The following is a 472-nucleotide window of genomic DNA, read 5'->3' on the forward strand; positions in this document are numbered from 1 at the left end:
GTGGAGTCCGGCCGGTCGAGATGGTACGCATCGGTGAAGTGACGCCCGATCACCTGGTCGGCGAGGTCGGCACCGGCCAGAGAGCTGATCCGTACCACCCGCAGCTGCGGATCGAGTACATGAAGGCCCACCACGGACTGGGTGAACAGTCTGTCGAGGAGCGCCGCGTCCAGACCGTCGTCCTTCATGGACGCGGGGACCGGTGCACCTGCGTCCGACACGGTGTCACCCCCATCAGGCTCTGCTTCACCCCTGCGACTCGGCACGTATGCGATCAGCGTCCGGGTTCCCGTTGCACCCCGCCACCGAGGAGCGGCAAACGAGTGAATCCACCGTCGCGACCCCGGACGAGGGACCCGGCCGCACCTCCCGCCACACGTTCCGGAGCGGACACGGCAACTTTTCGGCGTCCGGCGGTGACTGACGTTACGTAACCCGCCCCCGGCCGGAAGGCGCGAAACCATGGCTCACC

General features: G+C 67.6%; 1 protein-coding gene. It reads right to left on the bottom strand.

The features are described 5' to 3' along the window. Nucleotides 1-188, bottom strand: a 188-nt coding sequence (locus AC1DYK_RS35715) for a hypothetical protein (protein WP_478170571.1), incomplete at its 3' end; no start/stop codon positions are given. Nucleotides 189-472: the final 284 nt, after the last annotated feature.

Source organism: Variovorax sp. P2_H12 (genome assembly GCF_056403395.1).